Below are 22,923 nucleotides of genomic sequence, written 5' to 3'. Positions count from 1 at the left end.
GTCGCCCAATCGCAGCCAAGATCAATTCTGCAACGGCCCCCAAGCCGGGTCGCTGCCGCCATCCGGTGTTGAAACAGGGCGCAGATTGCGGCCCGAAATATCCACCGAATACAGTGAGGACCGCCCGCTTGCGCCTTGCGTTTCTCGCGAGAACATAATGACACGCCCATTCGGCGACCATGTTGGCCCCTCATCAAGGAACGACGCCGTCAGCAAACGCTCTTCGCTGCCATCGATGCGCATCACCCCAATGTGGAAACGACCCTTGTTTTGTTTGGTAAATGCAACCAGATCGCCACGTGGCGACCAGACCGGCGTGCCATAGCGCCCTGCGCCGAAGCTGATACGCGTCGCCTCGCCGCCATTGGCGGGCATAATGTATAGCTGTGGCGTACCGGAACGGTCGCTTTCAAACACAATGCGGCTGCCATCCGGCGAATAGCTGGGCGCGGTTTCAATTGCAGGCGTATTGGTCAGACGTGCGCTTTGCCCTGAGGCCAGATCCATCTTCCACAGATCGGTATTGCCGCCTTGCGTCAGCGAATAAACGATTGATCGGCCATCCGGCGAAAAGCGCGGCGAAAAGCTCATCGTGCCTTCCTGGGTCTTCAGTTCCTGGTGCCTGACACGGCCCACATCCAGCATATAGATGCGCGGGCGGCCACTCTCATAACTGGTATAGAGCAGCCGGTCGCCTGTGGGCGAAAAGCGGGGGGCGAGTACAATCGCGGCGCTGTCGGTCAGATACTGCACATTCGCACCATCATAATCCATGATCGCCAGCCGCTTACGGCGCTGATCCTTGGGGCCGCTTTCCGACACAAACGCCACGCGGCTGTCGAAATACCCGCCCTCACCGGTGATCCGGCTATAGACCTGATCGGAAACCTTATGCGCCATACGCCGCCAGCCGTCGGTGGTTCCGGCAAATTGCAGACCATTGCCCAGTTCCTGCCCCGAGAAGACATCCCAAACCCGGAATCGCACAGTCAGACGTTTGCCCGAGACATTCACAGCACCAGTCACCAGCGCCTGAGCATTGATTGCTTTCCAATCCGCAAACTGAACCGGCGCGTCAAAGCTGCTGACCCGGCTGATAAATGCGTCCGAAGAGATTTCCCGAAACAGGCCTGTCCCCGTAAGGTCTGCAGCGACAACTCGCGATATGTCGCTGGCATATTGTGCTGCCGCTGGGCCATCCGGAACAAAACTGGGAACTGCGAAGGGCAAAGGTTCGATAATCCCCTCGTCCAGTTCCAAACGCAAAGTCGTGTCCTGTGCATAAACCGGCGCCGACATCAGGGTCAGGCCGACTAAGAGGCTGGTCAGAAGTTTCATCATTTGATCCGCATCCTCTCGGGATTGAATGTAATCTCAACATCTCGCCAATGATCATATTTGTCAGCAGGCAAGTCATATCCTTGGGCTCCACAGCGCAAAATCGCGCGTCGAGCGGCCTCATAGGCTTGTCTTTCGGCACCGGGCGAACCGCCCGAACTGTCCAGCAATCGCAGGCTTCCACCTTCAACCAAACCATCGCGTGTCAGCGAGAATCCGACCACCACAACGGTGTTCAGCGCATCGGTCGACAAAGATCCCACATTCCAACACTTGGAAACGGCCAAGCGCATGGCATCTTTCTCACCGCTGGTCAGCGGCGGGCCTGACGGCTCTGTACCGTTGCCAAGCGCCTCAGCCAGCGCATCATTGATCGCGTTGTCATTGGCGGGTGCCTCTGGCTCTGGGGCGGTATCCTCGGGCTCCGCAGCCTCGGGTTCCGCTGTGTCAGAGGCCTCAGCGACCTCGGGCTCTGCCGGGGGCTGTGGCCGGTTGGGTCGCACGCGCGGGCGTGGGGATGTGGCGGGTGACAGCTCGACCGTTTCCTCAGCCTCGGTCACGATCTCGGGCGCGGCCTCTTCCTGTGCGGTCTGATCCTGCTGCTCTTGCTGAGTCTCTGCCCCTTCGTCCAGTGAGACAGGTGGCGTTTCCACATCGTCGATTTTGACCTCTGGCGGCGGCGGCGCAACGGGGTCCGGGGCCACCCGATCTGCAGGTTGCGGCTGGGCTTCGGGGCCCGGTGGCAAGGGCAACGCGGCTGTTTCAGTTTCAGGCTGCTCCAGCGTCGGAGGCTCTTCGTTCACCTCCGGCTCGGGCGGGAGCTCGACCACATCCGGCTCGACTTCGGGCTCGGGCTCGGGTGGCGTCTCAGGCTCGGGCCGTGGCGGGTCTTCGGGCTCGGGTGCGGGGGCGCTGGTGTCGTCAATAGGCTCTGGTGGTTGCGCCAGTGTGTCAGGGGTCGACGGAACTTCGGGCGCCTGACGCGCTGCCAAAATGGCGTCGAATTGCTCAGACGAAATCACCGAAACATCCTGCACAGCCATAGGCAACGGTTCGGACCGAAAGGTGCCGCCGAACAAGGCCCATCCGATCAGACTCACGTGGGCAATCGCCGAGATCTTGGTGCCGGTATCCACCCCGCGGCCTCACTCTCCACCTTCGTCCAGCGTCGGCCCGCCGGTGTCGGTTACAAGACCAACATTGGAGAACCCGCCCGCGTTCAGCGCGCCCATAACCTGCATCACCTGCGCATAAGGGATCGCGCCATCAGCCCGCAAGAACACGCGGTCGCTGCTTCTTTCTGCGGCGATGGCCTGTAGCTTGCCAATCAACTCTTCGCGCAAGACATCTGTGGTCTGGATTTGCACCTGCCCATCCGCAGTAAGTGTTACAGTCAGCGGCTCCTCGTTATCTCCGGGCAATGCGCTTGCTGCGGTTTTTGGCAGATCGACCGGCACACCTACAGTTAGCAGTGGTGCCGCGACCATAAAGATGATCAGCAAAACAAGCATAACGTCAACAAATGGCGTCACATTGATTTCGGCCATCGGCTGCGCACGACCGCGACGCCGACCGCGCCTGCGCCCGTTCCCGCCCGAGGGTTGCTGAACAGCGGCACCCATATCAGCCGTCCAACTGACGCGACAGGATGGTTGCAAATTCGTCAGCGAAGGCTTCATACCCTCCGACGATCCTGTCGCTGTCAGCGCTTAACTTGTTGTAAAAGATTACAGCCGGGATCGCGGCCAACAGGCCAAGTCCCGTGGCCAGCAACGCCTCGGCGATACCCGGGGCAACAACCGCAAGGTTGGTGTTCTGCTGCTCGGCGATCTCGATGAACGCATTCATGATGCCCCAAACAGTCCCGAACAGCCCGATAAACGGCGCTGTTGAGCCAACGGTGGCCAGAATGGGCAGACCCTTTTGCAAGGTCTCTGCCTCTTTGGCGATGGCGACATCCATGGATCGGTCGATCCGCGCAGTTGCACCAGCGATCAGCCCTCCATCTGTGCGGTGCGATCTGCGCCATTCGATCATTCCTGAGGCAAATATCTTTTCCGAACTGCCATCAGGCCGTGAGCCGATCTCTTCAAACAGCTCGTCCAACGGATTGCCAGACCAGAAGGATTCATCAAAAATCTGGGCCTCGCGACGGGCCGTGCGATAGTTGAGAAGTTTCTGAATGATGATGGCCCAAGACCAGAATGATGCGATCACAAGGATCAGCATCACCAGTTTGACGATAAAGGTCGCGCGGGCAAATAGCCCCCACATGGAGAAATCGATCTCCTGCGCCAGCGCCAGCGTTTCAGCTTCCATGAACCTGCTCTTTAGTTGTGCCTGATGGCCATTTGGCCTTGTTTTGACCGACGCTAACGCAGATTGGTATGAAATGCCAACAGAACCACCCCGGCCTTACAATTTGTTACATCAATGCGCGAATCTCTGCCGGAAGGCGGATCGGCTTGCCCCCTTTGTTGATGCAAACAACCGTTACCGTGGCCTTGAATAGCTCGGTCGCGCCACGGCGGATCACCTGCGCCATGGTCAGACGCACACCTGAAAGTGAGAGGATCTTGGTCTCGACCTGCAACTCATCATCGAACCTGGCAGAGGCCAGATAGTCGGCCTCGATCCGCCGGACGACCCAGACGATGCCCTCTTCGCGCATGGCGTTCTGGTCGTTGCCAAGTTTGCGCACCCAGTCGGACCGGGCTCTTTCGATGTAACGCAGGTAATTGGCGTGATACACAACGCCGCCCATATCAGTGTCTTCATAGTAGACGCGAATGGGAAACAGATGCGTCATTGCGGCAGCTCCAGCCGTGCGAACAATCGCAACGCATGCGACTTGTCCTGCGCCACACCCGGCAGCACCGGGTCATAAGCCGCACGGATCAGACTGGCGACATCGGGCCGCAGGATGGTGGCCTCACCTGCCCGCGCCAACGGCGATTGCGTTCGAAAGGCTGTATCGGACCACAACAGAATGGTCTGCACCACCTGCCCCAGTGCCAGCGTTTCGGCGGGCACCGAGGACAACTCCCTATCCATCTTCAAAAAGACAAAGGCCGCACGGATGGCGCCGTCTTCCTCAAACCGGAAAATGCGATATTGATTTGCGTCAGCGGCTTGCAGGCGGTCGACCAGCGGAGCCAGATCTGGGATCAGACGATCCAGGTCAGGCACCTCAAGCAATTCGCCCCAGTCGCGAAAGAAAAACACCATGCAGTTCGCGCCCAGTTCGGGATCGGTCTCTGCCATCTTGTGACCGGCCAGCGCCACAACCGCCTCAAAAGCCCCTTTGACCGTGGCCAGAGTTTCATCTTCGACACCAAAGACAATGGGCACGATGGGACGCCCCCAGCGCGCAAACAGAAACTCACCGCTTTCTCGGGTGAACAGCGCCCGGATGTCTTCTGGTGTCACGCTTTGCCCCTTTGCCCTCTCCACGGTACCGCTGGCTTACGGTTTATGTCGCGCGGGTTCAACCGAACAGATCGCTCTGCCCCTTGGGCGCAGCCATCCCCAGATGGGTCCAGGCTTTCTGCGCCAGCATCCGTCCGCGTGGTGTGCGCTGGATCAGGCCCTGCTGCAACAGGTAGGGCTCGATCACCTCTTCCAGCGAATCCCGGCTTTCCGACAAAGCAGCCGATAGCGTTTCGATCCCGACCGGACCGCCCGCGTAGTTCTCGGCAATCAGCTTGAGGTATCGGCGGTCCGCACCGTCGAGCCCCAGTTTATCCACCCCCAACCGCGTCAGCGCGCCATCTGCCAGTTCGCGTGTAATCCGCCCGTCACCTTCGACGATTGCAAAATCTACCACACGCCGCAGCAACCGCCCGGCGATACGAGGTGTTCCGCGTGACCGCCGCGCAATCTCACGTGCGCCGTCATCATCTGCCGGTGCACCCAGTTTGCGCGCATTGCGTGTGACGATCTCATGCAATTCGTCCACAGTGTAGAATTGCAGTCGGGTTGGAATGCCAAACCGGTCGCGCAGCGGGGTCGTCAGCAGTCCCATCCGTGTGGTGGCCCCAACCAGCGTAAAGGGCTGCAACTCGATCCGAACCGTGCGCGCCGCTGGCCCTTCGCCGATCACCAGATCCAGCTCAAAATCCTCCATCGCGGGATACAGAACCTCTTCGACCGCCGGATTCAAACGGTGGATTTCGTCGATGAAGAGAACATCGCGGGCTTCCAAGTTGGTCAGGATCGCCGCGAGATCGCCCGCCTTGGCCAGAACCGGCCCTGAGGTCATGCGGAAATTCACCCCTAGCTCGCGCGCCATGATTTGCGCCAGCGTGGTTTTACCCAACCCCGGAGGGCCATGAAACAAAGTATGATCCATCGCCTCGCCCCGCTGGCGGGCCGATTGGATGAAAATGCGCAGATTGGCGCGCGCTTCGGCCTGACCGATGAATTCGTCCAGCCCCTGTGGGCGCAGCGCGCGGTCATTGTCTTCGGGCAAAGGCTCGGGTCGCAGGGCAGGATCGGCATCAACCATTCATTCAGCCTTTCGGAGCCAGCAATTTCAACGCAGCACGGATCAGATCCGCCTCACCCGCATCCGGCAGGCTGGCCGCAGCTTCGGCCACCGCCGATGCGGCGTCTGAGGGGCCATAGCCCAGATTTGACAGGGCAGACAACGCCCCGGCCGACGCTGCAGCTGAGCCAGACGCAGATTGCGGCTTGCGCTTCGGCGCTGGGGCCGGCTCGGCAGGTTCAACAACCTCAAGCGCAGGCCCATCCAGCGCCTCAGTCACCGTGCCCCCCATCGCCATCACGCCGGGCGCCTTGTCCTTGAGGTCCAGCACAATCCGTTGCGCGGTCTTGGGGCCAACCCCCTTTGCGGCCTTCACAGCGCCCCAGTCGCCCAAAGCGATGGCACGGCTGACCCCATCCGGCCCCAGCGCGCTGAGGATCGCCAACGAGACCTTGGCCCCGACACCCTGAACCGAGCACAACAACCGGTGCCATTCCTTTTCCACCAGAGACAGAAAACCGTAAAGCTGCATCAGATCTTCGCGCACGACCATATCGGTATAGATGGACACGCCCTCGCCAACGCCCGGCAACGCCGCCATGGTCCGGTCCGAGCAATAGACGATGTATCCAACACCCCGAACGTCGATCAAAACGTGGTCTGCTGCACGGTAGTCCAGCCAACCCGTCAGTTTTCCGATCATGCGCGCACCTCTTTCACTCGCGATTGCTGCGTCCTTCCGTAATAGGCGTGACAGATCGCAATCGCCAGCGCATCGGCCGCGTCCGCCCCTTTGGGCTGACAGCCCGGCAGCTGCAGCTTGACCATATGCAGCACCTGTTCTTTTTCCGCATGCCCAACACCGACGACGGTTTTCTTGACCCGGTTCGGCGCATATTCACCCACCGGCAACCCAGCCTGTGCCAGTGTCAACAGGGCCACGCCCCGCGCCTGACCCAGCTTGAGCGTCCCTGCCCCGTCCTTGTTCACAAAGGTCTGTTCGATCGCGGCCTGATCCGGCACATGTTCGGCGATCACCTCGACGATCTGATTGTGCAGCGACAGCAGACGTTCGCCCAGATCGTCCCCATCAGATTTACACAAGCCATTCGACACATGGCTCAACCGGCTGCCATTTGATTCGATAACGCCCCATCCCAGGGTTCTCAGCCCAGGATCAATGCCCAGAATTCGCATGTTTTGCCTCGGCCTGCTCGGATTTTTGACATCTTTTTTATCGGATAGCACGAAACAGGAACATTTTCCAAGCGAATTGCCCCCGGCCAAAATGCGACACCGACTGTCCTGCGCACGACAAAGAGGGCCGTTTTCGACATCGAAGGGCCTGGAAGCGACCCGATTCATGAGCACGAATTCACTAGATATTTAAGGGAACTACACCTCAGTAAAGCATTGCAGAAACTGCATAGGACACATGCAAAAAAGCACTCTTGCACGCTCAATCCGGCAACACTAGATGCCCGGCAGATCGCAAGATCAGATGTAACACAAACCAGAAGGACACAGGATATGGCTGCACTGGACACCACCCGCATCACCACTGGCTCGTTCGGCATTGTTGGCCGTATCGGCGCATTCTTCGCTTTGGCTGCAAACGCCTTTGTTGAATGGAATGACGCTCGCGTTACACGCAACGTGTTGAACGGTTTGACCGATCGCGAACTGGAAGATATCGGCATGGTACGCGGCGACATTGATTTGTTTGCCGAGAACCGGCGCTAAGACCACCACCACTCACTGGCCCTATATTGCTTGGGCAAACAAAAAACACCGCGCGCCGAAGGCCGCGGTGTTTTTTGTGCATGAGGCTGACGTTCTAGAACAGAGTGTTCAGTTGAACCGCAATCAGCTCTGTGACCGGGTCAAGCTGCATGATCCAAGCCCCTGCCTTTTCAACACTCGTTCCCTGGTTCAGGCTATCGATCCGGTATTGATACGCGGATGGTCCGAGATTTGACAAAAGAAATGCTTTGAAGACAAAGAAACCGCATAGGCAGAGCAACAGCACCTTTGCCGGGATCGCCGAGCGCATGCGCTGCGGTTTCATCACGACCAGCCCGTCTTTGCGCATCGTCGCACGATAGCCGCGGCTCATCTTTTGATGTTTCTTGTTCAGGCGATGAACGCGCTGATCAAATTCCAGTTGTTTTCCAGTCATGGCAGCCTCCGAAAACCGCCCCCCATCGATTGATCAGAAAACGGTAAAAAGAGAATACGTCAAAACCGTGGCAAAAATCCATAAAACTCCCGTAAATTGCCTAAGTTGCGCCCTGTTTGGTTAAGATTAGCGTCGTCCATTCACCAATCATACTTCTGTCAGACACATTGAACCCGTTCTGTGCATAAACAGACACCACATCATCGGCCTGTTCGTTAAGGATTCCCGACAGAATCGCCTGTCCACCCGCCCGCAGGTTCCGGGCAATATCCGGAGACAGCGCGATAAGCGGGCCTTTCAGTATATTCGCAAAGATCAGGTCATAGGGCGCCAATGCCTGCAATTCGGCATGGTCGAACCCGGTCGCTTCGATGCACCGCACCGCACCGGACATTCCGTTGGCTTTCAGATTGGCCTCGGCCACATCAACGGCGACCTGATCGATATCGCTGGCCAGAAAGTCGCCCTCCCAAACCCGTGCAGCTGCCATCGCCAGTACAGCTGTTCCACACCCGATATCCGCGACGCGGGAGGCGCTGAAACCGTTCTCGATCAGCTTATCCAGCGCGCGCAGGCAGCCCAGCGTCGTGCCATGGTGTCCGGTACCGAAGGCCATGGCTGCCTCAATCAACAGCGGAATACGGTCCTTGGGGAGTTTGTCAGCGTCATGGCTGCCATAGACAAAGAACCGTCCGGCCTCGACCGGCGCCAATTCGCGGCGGACATGCGCGACCCAATCCGTCTCGGGAAGCTCAGACACAACAAACGGCTTGGCCTCAAACGCGGCTGACAGAACCGCCAGTGCGGTCTCATCCGGCGCGTCCGTGAAATATCCGCCAACCTCCCACAGGCCCGAGCCGTCCTCGACCTCGAACACACCGACACCGGTTGGTTCGGGATCCAGACGCTCCATTGCTTCGCCCAGACCTTCGGCTGCGGCTTTGCCGGTCAGGGTGGTAAGGGCAGTGAATGTGGGCATGAAGGCCTCCTGTATCGGTTGATACAGCGCCTAGGATGCGGGCGCGCCAAGGTCAAGCGCTGCAGGCTATTCAGCGGGTGTCGCCGCGTATTTCGACAGGACCGTTTCATTACCGGGCTCTGGGTGGCGCGGGATCAGCAGGGACAGCGCCAGAGACACCAGCGCCATCGCAGCCGCCAATGCAAAAACCGCACCGGGCGAAACAACCCAGAGAAGCCCCAGCAGCGCTGGCAAGAATACCGCCGCGATGTGGTTGATCGTAAAAGCAACGGCCGCTGTTGGCGCGATATCCGCCGGGTCTGCAATTTTCTGGAAATAGGTTTTCAGCGCCAGCGCGAGGGCAAAGAGCACATGGTCAATTACATAAAGCACCGCCGCAAGCAGCACGCCCCAGCCGAACCAATAGATCCCGCCATACGCGGCAAACACAATCGCCAGACCGGCATATTCGAAAATCAATGTGCGGCGTTCGCCAAAACGCGCGACCGCTTTGCCCAGCAGAGGGGCTGCAAGCATGTTGATCATCAGGTTGATCAAATACAGGCTGGTCAGTTCATGCACTTCGAACCCGAACTTTTCGACCATCATGAAGCCCGCAAAAACGACAAAGATCTGCCGCCGCGCACCTGCCATAAATTGCAGAGCATAGTAGAGCCAATAGCGGCGGCGCAGGATCAGCTTTTTGGTCTGCGGCGTGGGCGCATCGAACTGCGGATAGGCCATCAGGCAGAACAGCGCCAGCAGGGCCGTCACGCCGCCTGCAGCCATAAACACGAAGTTATAAGACAGATCGAACCGCTCCCATGTTAGAACGATCAGACCGTAGACAACGGCCGTGGCGGCTGAGCCGGCAGCCACCAACCAACCAAGCACCTGTGGCGCGCGCTCTTTGGGCAGCCATTGCAGCTGCAGCGACTGGTTCACGGTTTCGTAGTAGTGAAAGCCGATCGAGCTGAAAAGCGTTACAAAAAGCAACCCGCCAAGACTGGGAAACCAGGCCGTGACGGCGGTGGCAACGCCCAGCATCATCAGCGAGATCATCGCCAGTATCTGCTCGCGGATGAAGATGATCACCGCGATCACGCCCACAGCCAGAAAGCCCGGAATCTCGCGGACAGTATGCAGCAAACCGATATCGGCCCCGTCGAAACTTGCGACCTCAATCACGAAGTTATTCAACAACGCGCTCCATGCGTTAAACGCAATCGGCATCGTCAGCGCCATCACAAACAAGAGCGCGATAGGTCGGCGCCAGAACGGAAGGCTCTGCGCCTCAGCAAGAGGTATGGGTTTCAGCATCGAACTTCCTCTACGCCCATTTTTTGAGTTTGGCGAGGGCAAAGCGCGCGACGCACATGGCCTCTGCACACCTGCAGACGTCAGTAAAAGCTCTGCGGGTCAATATCTACGGTCAGACGAATATCGCCCTTGAGACGCAGGGGAGCGATCCAGCGGGCAATGGCATCCTGAATGGGCGCGCCTTTTGGTGCCTTCACCAACAGCCTTACCCTGTGCCTGCCGCGAATGCGGGCAATCGGGGCAGGAGCAGGGCCAAAGACCTGCGCCCCGACCTGACGCAAAGGGTCGTCGTTTCGGGCAAGCATGTTGCCAATGTCAAAGACCGGTCCAACCTCAGGACCAGAAAGAACGATCCCGGCCATTCTGCCATATGGCGGCACCCCGGCGGCTTGCCGTCCTGCGGCCTCGGCCTTCCAGAACCCTTCTTCATCGCCCGACAAAATGGCGCGGATCACCGGATGTTCGGGCTGAAAGGTCTGCAGCAGCGCCTGACCGGGTTTATCGGCCCTGCCCGCGCGCCCGGCCACTTGCCGCATCAATTGAAACGTGCGTTCCGCCGCGCGCAAATCGGCACCGTGTAGGCTGAGGTCTGCATCAATGACACCAACCAGCGTTAGCTTGGGAAAGTTGTGCCCTTTGGCCACAAGCTGCGTGCCGATGACAATGTCGGCATCCCCTTCGGCAATCTCTTCGATCTTGGCCTTCAGCGCACGGGCCGAACCGAATAGATCAGAGCTGAGCATGGCGATCTTGGCCTCGGGGAACGCCGCTTCGGCCTCTTCGGCTAGTCGTTCGATCCCCGGCCCGACGGGCGCAAGCTTACCTTCGACGCCACAGGATGGACAGGTCTCGGGCATCGGTTTGGTCTCGCCGCATTGGTGGCACATCAGACGTTTCAAAAAGCGATGCTCAACCATTCGGGCGTCGCAATGATCACACCCGATCTGCTCGCCACAGGCCCGACACAACGTCACCGGCGCATAGCCCCGACGGTTGATGAACAGCAGCGATTGTTCACCACGTTCCATCCGTTGCCGCACAGCCTGACGCAAAGATGGCGAAATCCACGTCCCTGACTGCATCTGCTCGGCGCGCATATCTATCGGCTTCATCTCCGGCAGGACCGCTGCGCCAAACCGCGACGTCAGATCCAGCCGTTCATACTTGCCCGCCTCGGCATTGGCCCAGCTTTCAAGCGAAGGTGTCGCGCTGGCCAGAACCACCCGCCCCCCGCAGATGGCCGACCGCAGAACGGCCATGTCACGGGCGCTGTAATGCACCCCGTCTTCCTGTTTGTAAGAGGTGTCGTGTTCCTCATCGACTACAACCAGCCCAAGGTCCTGAAACGGCAGGAACAGCGCAGATCGCGCGCCAACAACCAGTTGCGCGTTCCCCTGCCCGACCATTCGCCAGACCCGGCGGCGCTCGGTCATGGTTGCCCCCGAATGCCACTCGGCCGGACGGGCGCCAAAACGTGCCTCGACCCGCGTCAGGAACTCGGCCGTCAGCGCAATCTCGGGCAGCAGAACCAGCGCCTGCCGTCCCATCCGCAACGTCTCGGCCACCGCCTCCAGATAAACTTCGGTCTTGCCCGACCCGGTCACCCCCTTCAGCAGAGTCGTGCCATACGCGCCCGACCGCTGACCGGCCTGCAAGCGCGCCACCGCCTCCGCCTGATCGGCGGTCAGGTGTTTGCCTGGCAGATCCGGGTCCAGATGTGGATAGGGCAGATCGCGCGGGCTGTCTTCTTCGCGCACCGCACCCTGTTTCACCAAACCTTTGACGACCGAGGATGTAACACCCGCCTGTTCCGCCAGCTCTTTCAGAGTAAAGGCCAGCCCGCCATAGTTCCTCAAAACCTCCAGCACACGCGTGCGCGCATCGGTCATACGATCCGGCTGAGCGTTGCCCAACCGATAAATCTTGCGCATCGACGGCGGATCACCCAGCCCCGGCGCACGCGTCGCCAGTCGCAACATGGCGGGCATGGGTGTCAGCGTGTAATCGGCGACCTTGTCAAGAAACACCCGCATTTCTTCGCGCATCGGCGCGACCTCGAGCACGCGGATCACCGACCGCGCCTTGCTGATGTCAAAACCGCCCTGACCCGGCCCCCAGACCACGCCCAGCACCGTGCGCGGGCCCAATGGCACCTCAACAAATGCCCCAAGAAAGCACCCGCCCTCGGGCGCTTTGTAGTCTAACGTTCGGTCCAGAGGCTGCGTTGTCAGCACCGCCACCAACTCGCCCTGATCGAAAAATCCGTTAGCGCTCACAGTATATCCTCAGCAGGGGGTTTCAGCATAGGCCTCTTTGAGGTAAAGCCATCTGCGACCAAGGCCAACCCATCAAAGGACTGCCCGCATGAAATTCTTCGTAGATACAGCCGAGATCAACGCCATCGCCGAACTGAACGATCTGGGCATGGTGGACGGTGTCACCACCAACCCCTCGCTGATCCTGAAATCAGGTCGCGACATTCTGGAAGTGACCAAGGAAATCTGCGATCTGGTCGACGGCCCCGTGTCGGCCGAAGTTGTCGCCACCGAAGCTGACGACATGATCGCCGAAGGCCGCAAGCTGGCCAAAATCGCACCGAACATCGCGGTCAAAGTGCCGCTGACGTGGGCCGGTCTGAAAACCTGCAAAACCCTGTCGGACGAAGGCCAGATGGTCAATGTGACCCTGTGCTTCTCGACCAATCAGGCGATTCTGGCGGCCAAAGCGGGCGCAACCTTCATCTCGCCCTTTATCGGCCGTTTGGACGATATCAACCTAGACGGCATGGACCTGATTGCCGATATCCGTCAGGTTTATGACAATTACGGGTTTGAGACCGAAATTCTTGCCGCTTCGATCCGCACCGTTAACCACGTGACCGACAGTGCGCGCATCGGCGCCGACGTGATCACCGCCCCACCAGCCGTCATCAAGAAATTGGCCGATCACCCGCTGACGGACAAAGGCCTGGAAACCTTCCTGGCCGACTGGGCCAAAACCGGCCAGAAAATCCTGTAACCCCAGCGAACCAGACGCAACCGCGCGGTGCCGCCTGGCACCGCGCCACGCCCAACTGCAAAACCTGATCTTTTGATCAGGGCATTGCAGGCGGGAGCCTTTCCGACACATCGCCCGGCTAAATCCAGCTAAGCGTGCATTTTTTCCAAGGCAATCGCAGCAACCCATGTTATAAGCCGCCCAACAAAAAAAGACCGGACGGGACATGAGCAGCAACACCAAACTCAAGGACAATCTCCGCGCCGCGATTCTGGCTGAACCAGATGCTGTGCTGGACGACAAGGACCTAATGCAGGCGCTCGTCGCCGCAAACGAACAGGCGCGCGGAAACAATGTCATCGACCTGCGCGGCATCGCCATGCAGCGGCTCGAGGCGCGACTGGATCGGCTGGAAGACACACATCGTTCGGTCATTGCTGCAGCCTATGAAAACCTCGCCGGGACCAATCAGGTTCACCGCGCCATCCTGCGCCTGCTCGAACCTATCGAGTTCGAGGATTTCCTGGGCACGCTCGGCGCCGACATTGCCGAGATTCTACGCGTCGACAAGATCACGCTGGTGCTGGAAACCACGCTGATGCAGGATGACCCGTCGGTCGATAAACTGGGCGGTGTGCTGACGGTGGCCGAACCCGGCTTTGTGGATGCCTATCTGACCTACGACCGCAACACTCAACCCCGCGACGTGACCCTGCGCAAAATTCGCCAACCCAATCGCCGGATTTATGGCGCACGCGCCGAACAGATGCGGTCCGAGGCCTGCCTCAAGCTTGATTTCGGCGAAGGCCGCCTGCCCGGAATGATCGCGATGGCGGCCAAGGACCCCGATCATTTCTCGCCTCAGCTGGGTACTGATCTTCTGGCATTTTTTGCAGGCGTATTCGAACGCTCGATGCGCCACTGGTTGTCGTGAGCCTGATCTCACCAGCCTGCCGCGATGCGCTGCAGCACTGGCTGAGCAGTCTGGCCGCCCTTGCCGGGCGATCCGAGAACACTCAAAACGCCTATCGCAGTGATGTCACCGAATTCCTGTCCTTCATGACCCTGCACCACAATGCGCAACAGGGTTTGGCTGCGCTGGAACGGATCACCGTATCCGACATGCGGGCCTGGATGGCGCAGCAGCGCGAGACCGGCGTGGGGGCACGTTCGCTGGCCCGCAAACTGTCGGCGGTCAAAAGCTTCTATCGCTGGCTGGCCGAACGCGAGGGGTTTGAGCCCACCGCCGTTCTGTCGACACGCGCCCCAAAATACACAAAGAAACTGCCCCGGCCCCTAGCCGAAGACGCGGCCCGCGCAATGATCGAAACGGTCGAGCTGCAATCCGGATCGGACTGGGTCTCAGCCCGCGACGTAGCAGTTGTAACCCTGCTCTATGGCTGCGGCCTGCGCATCTCCGAAGCCTTGTCGCTAACCGGAGCAGATGCGCCTCTGCCGCCCACTCTTCGCATTCTTGGGAAAGGGGATAAGGAACGCATTGTTCCGGTGATCCCCGCCGCCCGCGAGGCGGTTGCGCGCTATCTGCGACTCTGCCCCCACCCGCAGGCACCAACGGCGCCTTTGTTCCGTGGCGTCCGGGGCGGCGCACTGAACGCGCGCGCCATTCAGGGGGTGATGGCCAAGGCCAGAATGCAGCTTGGCCTTCCGGCCACGGCCACTCCGCATGCGATGCGACATAGCTTTGCCACGCATCTTCTGTCAGCGGGCGGCGATCTGCGCGCCATTCAGGAGCTTCTGGGTCACGCATCCCTGTCGACCACTCAGGCCTATACCGCCGTCGATACCGCACGGTTGATGGAGGTATACAACCGCGCCCACCCCAAAGCCTGACACGCCAAAATTGGAACAGTTTGCCGACGCCGCAGACGCTTTGGGTTTTTTGCTTTGCATCTCTGGCGCGCATCGTACATGACACCAGCATGACACTCAGATTCAAAGCTCTTGCCGTTCACCTCTTTACCGCCACAGGGGCCGTTTTTGCGATGCTCGCCATGCTGGCTGCCGTCGAGGAAAAGTGGAGCCTGATGTATCTGTGGCTGGTGGTGTCTTTCATCGTAGACGGCATCGACGGCCCGCTGGCGCGGCATTATCACGTCAAACAGAATGCCCCAGAATTTGATGGCGTTCTACTGGATCTGATCATCGATTACCTGACTTATGTCTTTATTCCGGCTTATGCCTTGTTCAAATCTGGCTTGATGGACGGCTGGACCGGCTGGTTTGCGATCATTGTCATTACCTTTGCAAGCGCGATGTATTTTGCTGATACCCGCATGAAAACCAAGGATAACTCTTTCTCTGGTTTTCCGGGATGCTGGAATATGGTGGTGATCGTGATCTTCGCGCTCGAGCCCAATTTCTGGTTCAGTCTTGTGCTGGTCACCTTGCTGGCGATTGCAATGTTCCTGCCGATGAAATTCGTCCACCCCGTCCGCACTGAACGCTGGCGCAGCCTGACGCTGCCGATGGCGCTGGCCTGGACTTTCTTTGCCGGTTGGGCCGCCTGGGTCGATTTCCACCCCGAAAGCTGGGCGCATTGGGGGCTGGTGATCACAAGCCTCTATCTGGTCTTCGCCGGAATTGCACAGCAACTGATCCCCCAACGCAAGCTGTCTTAAAACGTCACACTCAGTCGCATTGAGGGTCGAGGTTACAGGACGTCCTGCACCTCGAACTCTTCGCCGTTATGGGTGAAATAGTCCCCTGCCTTCAGGCCGACCATCGCCAGATAAATCGGGCTTTGCGTGGAAATCCCCATATAGGTTTTTCCGTCCACATCAAAGCGGGTGGTCGACACACAGACCACAAAACGCCTGTTGTTGAACTTGATCACCGCGCCCGGTTGAACTGTGTCCGTTACCCCAAAATCGGTGTTTTCGATCACATCAATTTTGGCGTGATGGGCATGAACCGGCGCATCAAAGGCCGCCGCCAAATCCGCATTCTCGCGTGAGGCGGCGATATCATCCTTGTCGTGCCCTTCGCGATCATCCAACTGAGCATCCTTCAGGAACGCATCGTAATGCGCCTGCGCCGTCGCCAGTTCCTGCTCTTCCAGCGACATCAGCCGGTCGATGATGGCCTTTTTGCGGGCGGCGCGATCTGTTTCAGCAGTCATGCAATGCAATCCTTTGAATTCAGCACTGATTATAAGGTGGGCCGCTCCCTATCGGATTGCAACAAAAATTCAGAGGCTCAAATCAGCAGGCTTGCGGCACCCTCATGGCGCAAGAGCGCAACTTTGGTCTCGACCCCGCCCTGCCCGGAAAAGCCGCCCAGACCATTTGTAGCCAGGATGCGATGGCAGGGAATGATGATGGGAATAGGGTTTCCGCCGCAGGCCTGACCCACGGGTTGCGCGGGCTGGCCAAGCTCTTTGGCGATATCGCCATAGGTGCGTGTCTCGCCAAAGGGGATTGCAAACATCAGATCGCACACCTGCCGTTGGAACTCGGATCCTTTGATGCGATACGGCAGGTCAAACGTCTCAAGACGCCCCTCGGCATAGGCCGTCAGCTGCGCCGCGGCCTCTTGCAACAGCGGTGTTTCCGGGCCGTCGTTTCGACCATCCCAGACCAGGCGCGTCAACGCGCCATCTGTCTCTTCGACACCAAGGCGCCCGAACTGCGTATCAACGGAAATCATCGGCATAGGCGCAGGCTGGCAGATCGCGCGCGCCAGTGCAACGTCACAAAAAACCCGCCCCAAATATTGGAGCGGGCTTAAGTCAGGTTAGCCAAGCGCGTCGTTACACCGCCCGCAAACCCCCGGATGGGCGTGCAGGCCCGCATCCGGCAGGATTTTCCAGCACCGCTGGCATTTCTCACCGACGGCCTTTTCAAAGACAACGCCAACGCCTTCGATTTCGGGCACCCGGAATGCCTCGGCTGGGGCCGGATCACCGGACACGGTCAGACCCGAGGTGATGCACATATCGTCCACGTCGAAAGTCGCGAGCAGATCGCGGGTTTCTGCGTCTTCGACATGCACAATCGGCGCGGCCTCAAGGCTGGAGCCGATCACCTTGTCCTGACGCTGGATTTCCAGCGCCGCCGTAACCGCGCGGCGAACGCGCCGGACCTTGGCCATGCTGGCCTCAAGCTCGGCGTTGCGCCAGTCGGCAGGCGTTTCGGGGAAGTCGACCAGATGGACCGAGCTGTCATCACCGGGGAAGCGTTCCAGCCAGACCTCTTCCATGGTGAAAACCAGAACCGGGGCCAGCCATGTGGTCAGGCGATGGAACAGGATATCCAGCACTGTACGCGCGGCGCGGCGGCGGTCGCTGTCACCGTCGCAATACAGAACATCCTTACGCACGTCGAAATAGAAGGACGACAGATCGACCGTGGCAAAGGTGAAGACAGCGCTGAACACGCCCTGGAAATCGAACGAGGCATAGCCCTTGCGGACCTGCTCATCCAATTCGGCCAGACGGCTGAGCACCCAGCGCTCCAGACGCGGCATATCCTCGGGTGCGACGCGGTCGGCCTCGCTGAAGTCCGCCAGCGAGCCCAGCATGAACCGCATCGTATTGCGCAGGCGGCGATAGCTGTCGGCGGTGCCTTTCAGGATTTCCGGCCCGATCCGCTGGTCAGCAGTATAGTCGGTCTGGGCCACCCACAGACGCAGGATATCGGCGCCGTATTGCTTGACGACCTCTTCCGGCACGATGGTGTTGCCTAGCGATTTGGACATCTTGTTGCCCTTGGCATCCAGCGTAAAGCCGTGGGTTACAACATTGCGATAAGGCGCGCGCCCCTTGGTGCCGCAGGCCTGCAGCATCGACGAATGGAACCACCCGCGGTGCTGGTCGGTGCCTTCCATATAAACGTCCGCGATGCCGTCTTCGGTGCCGTCATCACGGTCGCGCAGTACGAAGGCATGGGTCGAGCCCGAGTCGAACCAGACGTCCAAAACGTCGAAGACCTGATCGTAATCATCCGGGTTGGCGATCCCGTCGAGGATCTTTTCCTTGAACCCGTCGGTGTACCAGATATCCGCGCCGTCCTGCTCAAACGCCGCTTTGATGCGGGCGTTGAGCTCGTCGTTGCGCAGCAGGTAATCTGCGTCGGTGGGCAGAGCGCCCTTCTTTGTGAAGCAGGTCAGCGGCACGCCCCAGGCGCGCTGGCGGGACAGAACCCAATCCGGGCGCGCTTCGATCATCGAATACAGACGGTTGCGACCGGTCTGCGGCGTCCATTTCACCAGCTCGTCGATCGAGCGCAGCGCGCGTTCACGGATGGTGTCGCCCATCTCGCCCATGCCGTCATCCAGCTTGCGGTCGACGGATGCAAACCATTGCGGCGTGTTGCGATAGATGATCGGAGCCTTCGAGCGCCACGAATGCGGATAGCTGTGCTTGATCTTGCCACGCGCCAGCAGCCCGCCGACCTCGGCCAGCTTGTCGATGACGGCTTTGTTGGCATCCCCTTCGCCGCCCTTGCGGGACAAGATGTATTTGCCGCCAAAGAACGGCAGATCAGCGCGGAACGAGCCGTCGTCCATCACGTTATAGGTGATGACCTGCTCCAGCATGCCCAAATCGCGGTAGAGTTCAAATTCCTCCATCCCGTGCGACGGCGCACAGTGGACGAAACCGGTGCCTTCGGTATCGGTCACAAACTCAGCGGCGCGGAAGTCGCGGATGTCGTCCCACTCGCCATTGCCACCTTCGGTTCCTGCCAGGGGGTGGGTCAATTGCACGCCCGCTAGCTCATCGGCGGTCACGTCACGGACACGGGCCCACTGGTCGTCGCTCAGGCGCGCACGGCCCAGAACATCAGCAGCCAGATTGTCCGCCAGCAGGAATTTGTCGCCCACATTGGCCCAGCATTCATCCGGCGCGCCAGTGACTTCGTAGAGGCCGTAGGAGATATCCTTGCCATAGACCACCGCCTTGTTCGACGGCATGGTCCACGGAGTTGTCGTCCAGATCACCACGAATGCGTCATCCAGATCACCCGCATTCACGACTTTGAATTTCACCCAGATGGTGAAGCTGTCCTTGTCGTGATACTCGACCTCGGCCTCGGCCAGCGCGGTTTTTTCGACGGGTGACCACATGACAGGTTTCGAACCCTGATAAAGCGTCCCGTTCATCAGGAACTTCATGAACTCATCCGCAATCACGGCCTCGGCGTGATAGTCCATGGTGATGTAGGGGGCAGGCCAGTTGCCGGTGATGCCCAAGCGCTTGAACTCTTCGCGCTGGATGTCGATCCAGCCCTCGGCGAACTTGCGGCATTCCTGACGGAAGTCGACGATGTTCACCTCATCCTTGTTCTTGCCCTTCTTGCGGTACTGTTCCTCGATCTTCCATTCGATCGGCAGACCGTGACAGTCCCAGCCGGGAACATAGCGCGCGTCGTAACCCATCATCTGATGCGACCGCACGATCATGTCCTTGATGGTCTTGTTCAGCGCGTGGCCGATATGCAGGTGGCCGTTGGCATAGGGCGGGCCGTCATGCAGCGTAAAAGGCGTGCGGCCCTGTTTCTCACGCAGGCGGTCATAAACGCCGATCTTTTCCCAGCGCTCCAGCCATGCGGGTTCACGCTTGGGCAGGCCAGCGCGCATGGGAAAGTCAGTTTTGGGCAGGTTCAGCGTGTCTTTGTAGTCAGGTGTTTGGGTCGTGTCGGCGCACATTTTGGGCGTCCTTTGGATGATCTGGTCGTACTAGGATCGATGCGGTCGGTGCGAAGTCTCAAACACCTTTGCCCGGCGTCTCGAGGATCAGAGCGCCGGGGATATAATTCGAATAATGATGGCCAAACGGGCAAACATGGCCGCGCTTATAGGACGGCTGTGTCTAATGGTCCAGAGGTTCCGCCTCCTGCGGCGAATGGCGCAACGTGGCCCAGCGGTTCAGCCACGCCAACCCGGCCAGCGCCAGCCCCAGCGCAAGCAGCGAGAACACCCGTATCAGACCGCCCAGCCCCGCGATATCGATCAGGAATACCTTGGCGACAGCCAGCCCGATCACCGCCAACCCGGCCTTGCGCATCAGGTCCGATTGGCGGGCCAGCGACTGATAGAACAGCACGGCGCCGATCACCAACAGGGTCAGCGTATAGGTATAGAGCTCGGGCTGGGTGACGCCGTTGCCCTCATACATTCCGCTGCCCCCCTGCCAGAAATGGCGGATCACCAACCCCAGCCAGAACGCGGCCAGCGCGCCCGCAACCGCATAGCTGACTTGCCGCAAGCGCAGCGGGATCGCGGGCAAACGCCATGCCGACAGGCCAATAACCAGCGCGGGCAGCAGGTAAGCAACCGCCAGCGTATTCAGCACGGGCGGCCCCAGCACCGGGTCCGTATATGGGTTGACCAGCGGATTGCGCTCGGTCAGCGCCTCGGCCAGGCGGGCAATCGCGTGCAGGGCAAAGAAGCCCGCCAGAAGATAGCGGGCATAGGTCAGCTTGCCCCCCAGTTCAAATCGCTGCACCTGTGCGAAGGCCAGCAGCAGCCAGATCACCGCCAGCAGGCCCAGCCCCCAATGGCTGTTCTCCGCCCCGCCTTCGCCAAACCCTTCGAGCCAGCGCAGCAAGAGCAGCGACAACAGAATACCGCCGGTCGCCCATGCCGCGCTTTCCAGCAGCAGTGAGGCAATCGGGCGCTTCAAGGGCTTCAGCAGCCACCAGCCGATCAGGAAGCCTAGGGTGGCCCCGCCATAGACCATCACCATCTCGGCCACCGGCGCCTGATCTGCCCAAACCAAGCCGGGGGTCAGCACCAGCCGCACGGTGATCGAAAAGACACCAGCCCAGATGAACCAGCTCATCGGTGGCAAGGTAAACTTACGGTCCAGAGCCGCCGCAATCACAACGGTGACGACCAGAGCAACTGTCAGCGCCGCAGAGCTGAGAACGATCACGCAGGCAAAAGCCAGACATGACAACGCAGATAACGTGGCCAGCGCCGGCCGCATACGGTTGTCGCCATCAACGCGCGCAAACCGTTCCGCCAGAAAGACCATCAAGGCGCCCAGCGCAATAGCGTGCAGCGCCCAGGGATAGGCCCCGATCACATCCGCAGGACGCCAGCCAATCTCCAGCGCGATGGCCATTACCGGCGCAAACAGAGCCGCCCCTCCGGCCCAGACCACAGCATAGCGCCCGCCCTGCGATGACCTCCAGGCTGCAAGCAGGGTGATGACGGCCCCTAGCCCCACAAGCGCAGTGACGACCATTGGATAATCGGCCTCGGCCGTTTCCGCGTAGGTGGCGGCGAATGTCTGTACGACAACGCCCCAGTCCAAACCATGGGCAAAGACCGCCCAGACAAGGCCCAGTACGGGAAACACCGTCAGATCCTGCAAGGCGCGCGCGTCTTTTGCCCAGAGGATCAGCGCCAGCAACAGGACGGAAAACAGGGTGATGGTCAGCCAGAACTCTGTGGCTGTATCGGCCCAGTGCAACGACAGGATCACCGAGCTTGCAACAACGGAGCCAAAGGCCAGCCGGGTTGGAAATTCGGGCCAGCGGATGACTTGTCTCGGGCGCACCATCTCGGACACCATCGGTCCGGCATGATCCGGCCAGATCCGTCGGATCGGTATGGCGATCGCGATCAGGGCCAGCGCCGTGACATAGCTCAGGTAAGCCGGTTCAGTGGATGGTGACGACAGCACCAACAGGATCGAAACGCTGTAGGCACCAATCAGCGTCAGCACCGACACCCAAGCCCAGCGGCGCACCGTATCGATACCCAGCCCCAGCACCGCGATAACTAGGAAGTAGCCATAAAGCCAGGACGGATCATCTGACGACCCTCCGACCACAAACGGTGCAGCAAAAGCTCCGATCAGGCCAACGGCGGCCAGCAACGGCCCATGGAACCAGCCCAGAACCAATCCAATCAGTGCAATCGCGACCATTCCCGCCAGCGCCGCCTCGGGGCTGATCAAATCATAAAGCTGCCGCGCAGACAGGACCGCGCCGAATAGCGTGACAAGGCCCGCGCCTGAGAAAACGGACGGGAGATAGGCAGTGGCAGAGTCCTCATCATCCCCAAAGCGGCGGCGGACAACTTCGCCCGCCACGATCAGCGCGGCACCAAAGGCCAGCGCCGCCATGACCCGCGCAGTGGGTGGCAACAGGCCGTTTTCCACGCCGTATTGAACAAGAAAGATGCCCGCCAACGCCAATGACAGCGCCGATACTGCGTAAAACCAGTTCTCGCGCAGCCATGCGCCCAGCGCGGACAGGCGATCTTCGCGAAACACGATGGCGCCGGTTTGCGGGTCATCTGGCCCGGCCTCGGAAGGGGTTTGTGGCGCTTCTGCCGCAGGTATTTGCGGCTCTTCTGCTTTGGGTTCCCGTTCCTCGGCCTTCGGCGCGATCCATGGCTTTGTCTGGTCTTCCTTAGGCGTTTGCACAGCATCGGGCGCGCCCGTGCGCAAGGGCGCAGCTTGTGTAGGCATCTCGGAACCAGCTTCCAGCAGCTGACGCTCAAGCTGCTCCACCCGTTTGCGCAGGCGCGCCTGACCGACCAGCAGCACGATGATAGAAACCGGAATGGCCAGAATAATCAGACCAACGAGAACAAGCAGGGATTCCAAACAAATGCCTCCGACCAAAATTCAGGCCGAACCTAACCCGCCCCTGCAGCGGGCAACAGTCTGGA

Annotated in this window: 22 protein-coding genes; 5 read left to right on the top strand and 17 right to left on the bottom strand. The window is 59.8% G+C overall.

The genetic code is table 11. The annotated features are described in order from the left end of the window. Nucleotides 1-21: 21 nt before the first annotated feature. The 9 genes from tolB to ruvC all read right to left on the bottom strand — a co-directional run bounded on the left by tolB (nt 22) and on the right by ruvC (nt 7,021). The gene (gene tolB, locus ACR0I7_RS11050; protein WP_480510933.1) at nt 22-1,341 is read right to left on the bottom strand and encodes a Tol-Pal system beta propeller repeat protein TolB; all 1,320 of its coding nucleotides are present in this window, start codon (nt 1,339-1,341) and stop codon (nt 22-24) included. After that, on the bottom strand, nt 1,338-2,474 hold the full coding sequence (locus ACR0I7_RS11045; RefSeq protein ID WP_480510931.1) for an energy transducer TonB: 1,137 nt from the start codon (nt 2,472-2,474) through the stop codon (nt 1,338-1,340). The genes tolB and ACR0I7_RS11045 overlap by 4 nt, the downstream gene beginning before the upstream one ends. Nucleotides 2,475-2,483: 9 nt before the next feature. After that, entirely contained in the window at nt 2,484-2,960 is a 477-nt protein-coding gene (tolR, locus tag ACR0I7_RS11040; RefSeq protein WP_480510929.1) for a protein TolR, read from the bottom strand. Between the two features lies 1 nt (nt 2,961). After that, nucleotides 2,962-3,657: a protein TolQ gene (gene tolQ, locus ACR0I7_RS11035; RefSeq protein ID WP_480510927.1), complete on the bottom strand. Its 696-nt coding sequence runs from the start codon at nt 3,655-3,657 to the stop codon at nt 2,962-2,964. Between the two features lie 106 nt (nt 3,658-3,763). After that, on the bottom strand, nt 3,764-4,147 hold the full coding sequence (gene ybgC, locus ACR0I7_RS11030; protein ID WP_480510925.1) for a tol-pal system-associated acyl-CoA thioesterase: 384 nt from the start codon (nt 4,145-4,147) through the stop codon (nt 3,764-3,766). Further along, nucleotides 4,144-4,767: a hypothetical protein gene (locus tag ACR0I7_RS11025; protein WP_480510923.1), complete on the bottom strand. Its 624-nt coding sequence runs from the start codon at nt 4,765-4,767 to the stop codon at nt 4,144-4,146. Before ACR0I7_RS11025 ends, ybgC begins: the two co-directional genes overlap by 4 nt. A gap of 58 nt (nt 4,768-4,825) precedes the next feature. Next, nucleotides 4,826-5,845 (bottom strand): Holliday junction branch migration DNA helicase RuvB, encoded by a 1,020-nt coding sequence (ruvB, locus tag ACR0I7_RS11020; RefSeq protein ID WP_480510922.1) that lies wholly within the window; start codon nt 5,843-5,845, stop codon nt 4,826-4,828. Between the two features lie 4 nt (nt 5,846-5,849). After that, the gene (gene ruvA, locus ACR0I7_RS11015; protein ID WP_480510920.1) at nt 5,850-6,527 is read right to left on the bottom strand and encodes a Holliday junction branch migration protein RuvA; all 678 of its coding nucleotides are present in this window, start codon (nt 6,525-6,527) and stop codon (nt 5,850-5,852) included. Next, entirely contained in the window at nt 6,524-7,021 is a 498-nt protein-coding gene (gene ruvC / locus ACR0I7_RS11010; protein ID WP_480510919.1) for a crossover junction endodeoxyribonuclease RuvC, read from the bottom strand. Before ruvC ends, ruvA begins: the two co-directional genes overlap by 4 nt. Before the next feature lie 333 nt (nt 7,022-7,354). Between ruvC and ACR0I7_RS11005 the strand changes: the two genes are divergently transcribed. Beyond that, the gene (locus ACR0I7_RS11005) at nt 7,355-7,567 is read left to right on the top strand and encodes a DUF1127 domain-containing protein (protein WP_480510917.1); all 213 of its coding nucleotides are present in this window, start codon (nt 7,355-7,357) and stop codon (nt 7,565-7,567) included. A gap of 94 nt (nt 7,568-7,661) precedes the next feature. Here the strand turns inward: ACR0I7_RS11005 and ACR0I7_RS11000 are convergent, their stop codons facing one another. The 4 genes from ACR0I7_RS11000 to ACR0I7_RS10985 form a co-directional block, all read right to left on the bottom strand. After that, a complete protein-coding gene (locus tag ACR0I7_RS11000) occupies nt 7,662-8,003 on the bottom strand; it encodes a hypothetical protein (RefSeq protein WP_480510915.1) in 342 nt (113 codons plus the stop codon). A gap of 100 nt (nt 8,004-8,103) precedes the next feature. Then, a complete protein-coding gene (locus ACR0I7_RS10995; protein WP_480510913.1) occupies nt 8,104-8,982 on the bottom strand; it encodes a 50S ribosomal protein L11 methyltransferase in 879 nt (292 codons plus the stop codon). 66 nt (nt 8,983-9,048) lie between these two features. Further along, nucleotides 9,049-10,281, bottom strand: a complete 1,233-nt coding sequence (locus ACR0I7_RS10990) for an MFS transporter (RefSeq protein ID WP_480510911.1) — start codon at nt 10,279-10,281, stop codon at nt 9,049-9,051. An 80-nt stretch (nt 10,282-10,361) separates the two neighbouring features. Beyond that, nucleotides 10,362-12,557 carry a primosomal protein N' gene (locus tag ACR0I7_RS10985; protein ID WP_480510909.1) on the bottom strand — a complete coding sequence of 732 codons (2,196 nt, stop codon included), beginning with the start codon at nt 12,555-12,557 and terminating at the stop codon, nt 10,362-10,364. A gap of 88 nt (nt 12,558-12,645) precedes the next feature. Here ACR0I7_RS10985 and fsa point away from each other — a divergent pair, with 88 nt between their 5' ends. The 4 genes from fsa to ACR0I7_RS10965 all read left to right on the top strand — a co-directional run bounded on the left by fsa (nt 12,646) and on the right by ACR0I7_RS10965 (nt 15,917). Beyond that, on the top strand, nt 12,646-13,299 hold the full coding sequence (fsa, locus tag ACR0I7_RS10980; RefSeq protein WP_480510907.1) for a fructose-6-phosphate aldolase: 654 nt from the start codon (nt 12,646-12,648) through the stop codon (nt 13,297-13,299). Nucleotides 13,300-13,504: 205 nt separating this feature from the next. After that, on the top strand, nt 13,505-14,212 hold the full coding sequence (locus tag ACR0I7_RS10975) for a DUF484 family protein (protein ID WP_480510905.1): 708 nt from the start codon (nt 13,505-13,507) through the stop codon (nt 14,210-14,212). Beyond that, the gene (locus tag ACR0I7_RS10970; protein WP_480510903.1) at nt 14,209-15,129 is read left to right on the top strand and encodes a tyrosine recombinase XerC; all 921 of its coding nucleotides are present in this window, start codon (nt 14,209-14,211) and stop codon (nt 15,127-15,129) included. The genes ACR0I7_RS10975 and ACR0I7_RS10970 overlap by 4 nt, the downstream gene beginning before the upstream one ends. Nucleotides 15,130-15,218: 89 nt before the next feature. Continuing rightward, complete coding sequence (locus tag ACR0I7_RS10965) at nt 15,219-15,917, top strand: CDP-alcohol phosphatidyltransferase family protein (protein WP_480510901.1); 699 nt, start codon at nt 15,219-15,221, stop codon at nt 15,915-15,917. Nucleotides 15,918-15,949: 32 nt separating this feature from the next. On the opposite strand, the gene ACR0I7_RS10960 is transcribed toward ACR0I7_RS10965, so the two are convergent. From ACR0I7_RS10960 to ACR0I7_RS10945, 4 genes are all read right to left on the bottom strand, one after another. Next, entirely contained in the window at nt 15,950-16,417 is a 468-nt protein-coding gene (locus tag ACR0I7_RS10960) for a hypothetical protein (protein ID WP_480510899.1), read from the bottom strand. 77 nt (nt 16,418-16,494) lie between these two features. Beyond that, the gene (locus ACR0I7_RS10955; protein WP_480510898.1) at nt 16,495-16,950 is read right to left on the bottom strand and encodes a methylated-DNA--[protein]-cysteine S-methyltransferase; all 456 of its coding nucleotides are present in this window, start codon (nt 16,948-16,950) and stop codon (nt 16,495-16,497) included. 81 nt (nt 16,951-17,031) lie between these two features. Next, nucleotides 17,032-19,944 (bottom strand): isoleucine--tRNA ligase, encoded by a 2,913-nt coding sequence (gene ileS / locus ACR0I7_RS10950; protein ID WP_480510896.1) that lies wholly within the window; start codon nt 19,942-19,944, stop codon nt 17,032-17,034. Between the two features lie 163 nt (nt 19,945-20,107). Next, complete coding sequence (locus ACR0I7_RS10945) at nt 20,108-22,858, bottom strand: DUF2339 domain-containing protein (RefSeq protein WP_480510894.1); 2,751 nt, start codon at nt 22,856-22,858, stop codon at nt 20,108-20,110. Nucleotides 22,859-22,923: the final 65 nt, after the last annotated feature.

The sequence above is a fragment of the Ruegeria sp. AM1 genome (assembly GCF_056540745.1).
This window is presented reverse-complemented; position numbering and strand designations above follow the sequence as displayed.